At 73.5% G+C, this 5,543-nt stretch carries 1 protein-coding gene; it reads right to left on the reverse strand.

Translation table 11 applies throughout. From position 1 onward, the window contains the following. Positions 1-5,543 (reverse strand): SDR family NAD(P)-dependent oxidoreductase (locus tag ACOJTC_RS18535; protein WP_420117824.1); only part of this gene is annotated, 5,543 nt, incomplete at both ends.

The following is a 5,543-nucleotide window of genomic DNA, read 5'->3' on the forward strand; positions in this document are numbered from 1 at the left end:
CGCGGCCAGGGTGTCCGGGTCGGTCGACGCGGGCGCGGTGGCCGGCGTCGTGGCGCGGCCCCGGTGGACACGCGACTCGTCACCGGTCAGGAAGGCCCGCAGCGCCGCCCGCAACTCCTCGACGTCGGTGGCCACCACGGCCAGCCGCTCGACCATCGCGTCGCGCCCCACCTGGGTGGTGTAGGCGACGTCCGCGAGCGAGGTGCCGCCGCCCAGCGCCCGGGCCACGGCGGCCAGGCTGGACTGGGCGTCCATCCGGGGCACCCGTCCGTCGCTGCGGGCGGCCACCGCCTGCATGAGCCGGCGCAGATCGTCCGCGTCCATACCCAGGTCCTCGAAGGAGGCGTCCGGGTCGGCGTCGCTGAGCCCGGCCGCGTCGGCGAGTTCCGTCAGCCGGTCCCCGGCGGGCAGTTCGGTGTACCGCTCGGCGAGCAGGCGCAGGGCCTGCGGGGTACGTGCAGACAGCAGCACCACCTGCGGCCCGGTCCCTGTTTCCGGGGCGGGTTGCGGGTACTCCTCGACGATGACGTGGGCGTTGCTGCCCCCGGCGCCGAACGCGCTGATCCCGGCCCGCCGGGGCAGGCCACCCGGGCTGTGCCACCGTTCGGTCTGCTGTTGGACGCTGAGCGGTGAGTGCTCCCAGTCGATCGCCTCGTTCGCCGGGCGCGCGTGCAGCGAGGGCACCAGGGTGCGGTGCCGCAGTTGCAGCAGCACCTTGGTGAACGCGGCGATCCCGGCGGCGGATTCCAGGTGGCCGATGCCCGACTTCACCGAGCCGAGCCGGGTGGTCCCGGTGTCGAAGACCTGGCTGAGGGCGGAGATCTCCACCGGATCGCCGAGGGCGGTGCCGGTGCCGTGCGCCTCGAGGTAGCTCACCGTGGCCGGGTCGACCCCGGCGCGGCGTAACGCCTGCCTGAGCACGTCGGCCTGTGCCGACGGGTTCGGGACGAAGAATCCGCTGGCGCGTCCGCCGTGGTTGACCGCGCTGCCCTTGATCACCGCGAGCACCCGGTCCCCGTCCGCCACGGCGTCCGCGAGGGGTTTCAGGACGACGACACCGACACCCTCACCCGGGACGTACCCGTCGCCGCCGGCGCCGAAGGCCCGGCACCGTCCGTCCGACGAGACGAACCCGACCTGGCTCAGGTGCAGGTACTTGTACGGGTGGACGATCAGGTTCACCCCGCCGGCCAGCGCCAGCCCGCTCTCCCCGCAGCGGAGGCTCTCGCAGGCCAGGTGCAGCGCCGTCAGCGAGGACGAGCACATGGTGTCCACCGCGAGGCTGGGGCCGCGCGCGTCGAGGAAGTAGGAGACCCGGTTGGCGACCGACGACGCGAACGACGTCGGTAGCACCGGTAGTCGGTCCTCGGCGCCGAGGCCGAGCATCTGGTACTGGGTGAACATGACACCGGCGAACACGCCCACGGGTCGGCCGGCGACGGCCGTGCGGGTGATCCCGGCATCCTCCAACGCGTGCCACGCCACCTGCAGGAACAGCCGCTCCTGCGGGTCCATGCCCTCGGCCTCGCGCGGCGTGATCCGGAAGAACGCGGGATCGAACTCGTCGATCCCGTCGAGGAATCCACCCCACTTGCTGTACGAACGCCCGGGGGTCGGCTCCGGGGCGAAGAAGCCGTCCAGCCGCCAGCGCTGCTGCGGGATCTCGGTGACGCAGTCGCGTCCGTCGAGCAGGTTCGCCCAGAACCGGTCGAGGTCGGCAGCCATCGGGTAGCGGCCCGCCACGCCGATCACGGCGATGTCCCGGTCGGACGACCCGGATCCGCCCGCGGTGGCCCGGTCAGGTTCCCCGGACGTCGACGGGCGGGAGGCACGCAGGCCGTCCGTGGGTGGTGCCGCGGTCGTGACCGCCGAGGGGGTGGCGGGCTCGCGCAGGCCCAGTGCCCGACGGGCCTGGTCGGGTCGGCCGTGCAGCACGATGATCTCGGTGCCCCGGTGGTCCCGGATCGCGTCGAGGACAGCGAGACCCGTCTCGGTCGGCAGGGGCGTCTGCCCCTGGTGGCGGAACACCGCCTCGGTGGCCGGGTCGGTGCGCATGCCCCCGTCCGCCCACAGCGGCCAGGCGACGGAGGTGAGCCCGTGCTCGCGTGCGTAGGCGTCGACGAAGGCGTTCGCCGCCGCGTAGTCCGCCTGCCCGATGTTGCCCGCCACCCCGGTCACCGAGGAGAACGCGACGAAGAAGTCGAGGTCGAGGTGCCGGGTCGCCTCGTGCAACAGCACGGTGCCGCGCACCTTCGGTGCCAGCACCGCCGACAGGTCGTCCGGGGACTTTCCCGCGAGCAGGCCGTCGCGCAGGACACCCGCGGCGTGCACCACCCCGTCGAGCCGGCCGTGCCGGGCGATGATCCCGTCGACCAGCCGCCGCACGTCGGTGGCCACGGTGACGTCGGCGCGGACGAACTCGGCGGCCGGCGACTCCCGCGCCGGGTTACGCCCGGCGAGCACCACGGTGGCGCCCCGCGACGTGAGGGACGTGGCGAGCGCCCGGCCGAGGCCACCGGCCCCACCGGTGATCAGGTAGACGCCACCGGGCCGCAGCGGCTGCCCGTCGCCGGGGGTCACGTCCCGGTAGCGGCGTACGAACCGGCCGGCCTCGTGCCGTACCCAGGTCTCACCGTGATCGGCCAGTTCGGCGAGCACGGCCTGCGGGTCGGGGTCGCCCGTGCACTCCACCACGGTCACCGTGAGGCGCGGTTGTTCGAGTCGGATGGTGCGGGCCATTCCCGCCACCGCCGCGGCCACCAGGGGCTGCGCCACGTGCACGACGGGCACCGGGGCGGCCAGCAACACCTGGGCGATCGCCAGCATCTCGCGGCACGCGGTCTCCACCGCCGCCGGGAGGTCGTCGCCGGCCGGCGGCCCGACGTGCACGACCGCCCCGGGGGCGGTGGGGAGGCTGGCCAGCAGGGCTTGCAGGTCGGTCCGGTCACCGGGGCGGAGTTCGTACTCGCGGTCGTCGCACCGTCGGAAGGCCGGGCCGCGCCGGACGACGATCTGGTCGGGCCGCAGCGGGGCATCGCCGATGACGACCAGCGGTCCGATCGACGGCACGTCCGGCCGGACCGCGCCGCACCACTCGCCGGTCACGCACACGGTGGTGTCCGGGGCGTCGTCGCGCGGTGCCGGCGTCGTGCGGCCCGGCGGAGCGGCCGGGACGAGGCCGGCCAGGTGCTCCGCGACCGCGTCGACGGTGGGGTATTCGAACAGCAACGTCGGATAGAGCGCGATGCCCCACCGCTGCTCGAAGGAACGGACCAGCGACAGCAGGTGCGTCGATTCCAGGCCGAGGTCGTAGAAGCCGCAGTCGGTCTCGACGTGCAGGTCCGGGTCGCCGGCAGCCTGCCGGACCATGGCGATGATCTCAGCGTGCAGCGAGCCGTCCGTTCCGGACGCGGCGGTGGTCACGGGAGGTGCCGGCGCGGCCGCCGGGGTGGTGAGCCGGGTGATCGCCTCGGTGGACCGGACCCGCTTGAAGACCAGGTCGCTGAAGCGGGCGGACAGCACGCCCGTCCCGTCGTACAGATCGATGTCGGCCCTGACGATGTCGGCGGCCGGTCCCGCCGGGGCGAGCCGGACCGCGACGGTGCACCCGTCACCGAGGGGTCGGGTCGCCCGGAACTCCCCGATGTGCAGCGGGATCAGGGGCCGTGCGTCGGCGTCGGCACCGGCGAAGGCCAGCGCGTACGCCTGCATGGTGGACCCGTCGAGCAGCGCGGGGTGCAGCATGAAGTCGTCCACCGTGGCCCGTGCCGCGGTGCCGAGCACGAGCTGCGCCACCACCGTGTCCGCCTCGACCCGCAGCGTGCCGTGGCAGCGCATGAAGGCACGGTGTTCGATTCCGACGGACCTGCCGGTCGCGTAGACCTCGCCGACGTCGCGCGGCGTGGTGGTTCCCGCCGGTGGTGCCGACCCGGTCAGGGCCGGCAGGCCGGTACGGACGGTGGCCCGGAGGTGGGTGGTGGTGTCGTCGGCCGGGACACCATCCGCGACCCGCCGGCTGGTGGCGGTGACCCGCACGACCTCGCCGTCCGGTTCCAGCGCGACCGTGACCTCCCGGTCGACGTCCCCACCGGTGGTCAGCGGGCTGACGAAGAGGACGTCGCTGAGCCCGACACCGCCGGGCTCGATGCCGCACTCGTCGAGCAGGCGGTACACGATGTCGAGGAAGGTCACCCCGGGCAGGGTGCGCACCCCGTGGACCCGGTGGTCGTCGACGATCGGATGGTTCCCGGTCACCCGCAGACGGCAGCTGACGGCCGGAAGGTCCACCCGGTGGCCTGCCGGTGGGGACGGCTCGACGCGGGGGGTCGGTTCGTGCGTGGCGGTGACGGGCGTGACGGTCAGGTCCAGTCGCGCCGGTCGAAGCGGTGTCGCGACGGGGTGGGCCGGGCCCGTCCGGGTGGTGGTGTCGCGGGGCCAGAACCGACGACGCCGGTACGTGGGCGGCGCGAGCGGAGCCCGACCGGTCCCTTCGGGTGCGCCGGGGCCGAGCACGACGTGGGCGTTGGTGCCGCCGAATCCGAACGCGCTGACCGCGACGCGGCTGCCGGCGGGCAACCGCGTCGTCGTGCGCGCCGGGAAGAACGGCGACTCGGCGAACGCGAACCGTGGATTGGGCCGCTCGCAGTGCAGGGTCGGGGCGATCAGCCCGTACCGGAGCGTCTGCACTGCCTTGATGAATCCGGCGATTCCTGCCGCGCTGAGCAGGTGGCCCATCGAACTCTTGACGCTGCCGATGCCGCAGTAGGCCCGGTCGTCGGTGTGTCGCCGGTAGACGGCGGTCAGCGCCTGCAACTCGATCGGGTCACCGATCATGGTGCCCGTGCCGTGCGCCTCGACGTACCCGATGGTGCGCGCGTCGATCCCGCCGCGGGCCAGCACCTCGGTGATCAGGGCCCGTTGGGCAGGACCGCTGGGGGTGGTGTGGCCCATCGTGCGCCCGTCGTTGTTGACGCCTGAGGATTCGATGACCGCCAGGACCCGGTCGCCGTCGCGTTGCGCGTCGTCGAGCCGCTTGAGCAGCACCAGCCCGGCGCCCTCGCCCGGAACGAACCCGTCGGCGGACTCGTCGAAGGTGCGGCACCGTCCGGTCGGCGACAGCGCGCTGCCGGCGCTGAGCATGAGGTACGGCTCCTCGTCGAGCAGCAGGTCGACACCGCCGGCGAGGGCCAGCTCGGACTCGCCCAGCAGCAGGCTCTGCACCGCCAGGTGCACGCTGACCAGCGCCGAGGAGCACGCGCTGTCGACCACGAGATTCGGGCCGGTCAGGTCGAGAAAGTGCGACACGTGCGCCGCGATGTAGTTCTGGTTGATCCCGACGATGGACTCGCGGGTCAGCGGGCGCAGGTAGGTGCGGTGGTTGCCGGTCCGGCTGCCGACGAAGACGCCGACCCGGCGGCCGTGCAGTTCCTCGTCGGTGTATCCGGCGTCGCGGACACACTCGACGGCGACCTCCAGCGTCTTGCGCACCAGGGGGTCGAGTTGCCGCGCCGTCTCGTCGTCGAAGCCGAAGTAGGCCGGGTCGA

Source organism: Micromonospora sp. (assembly GCF_048594385.1).
Lineage (GTDB): Bacteria > Actinomycetota > Actinomycetes > Mycobacteriales > Micromonosporaceae > Micromonospora > Micromonospora wenchangensis.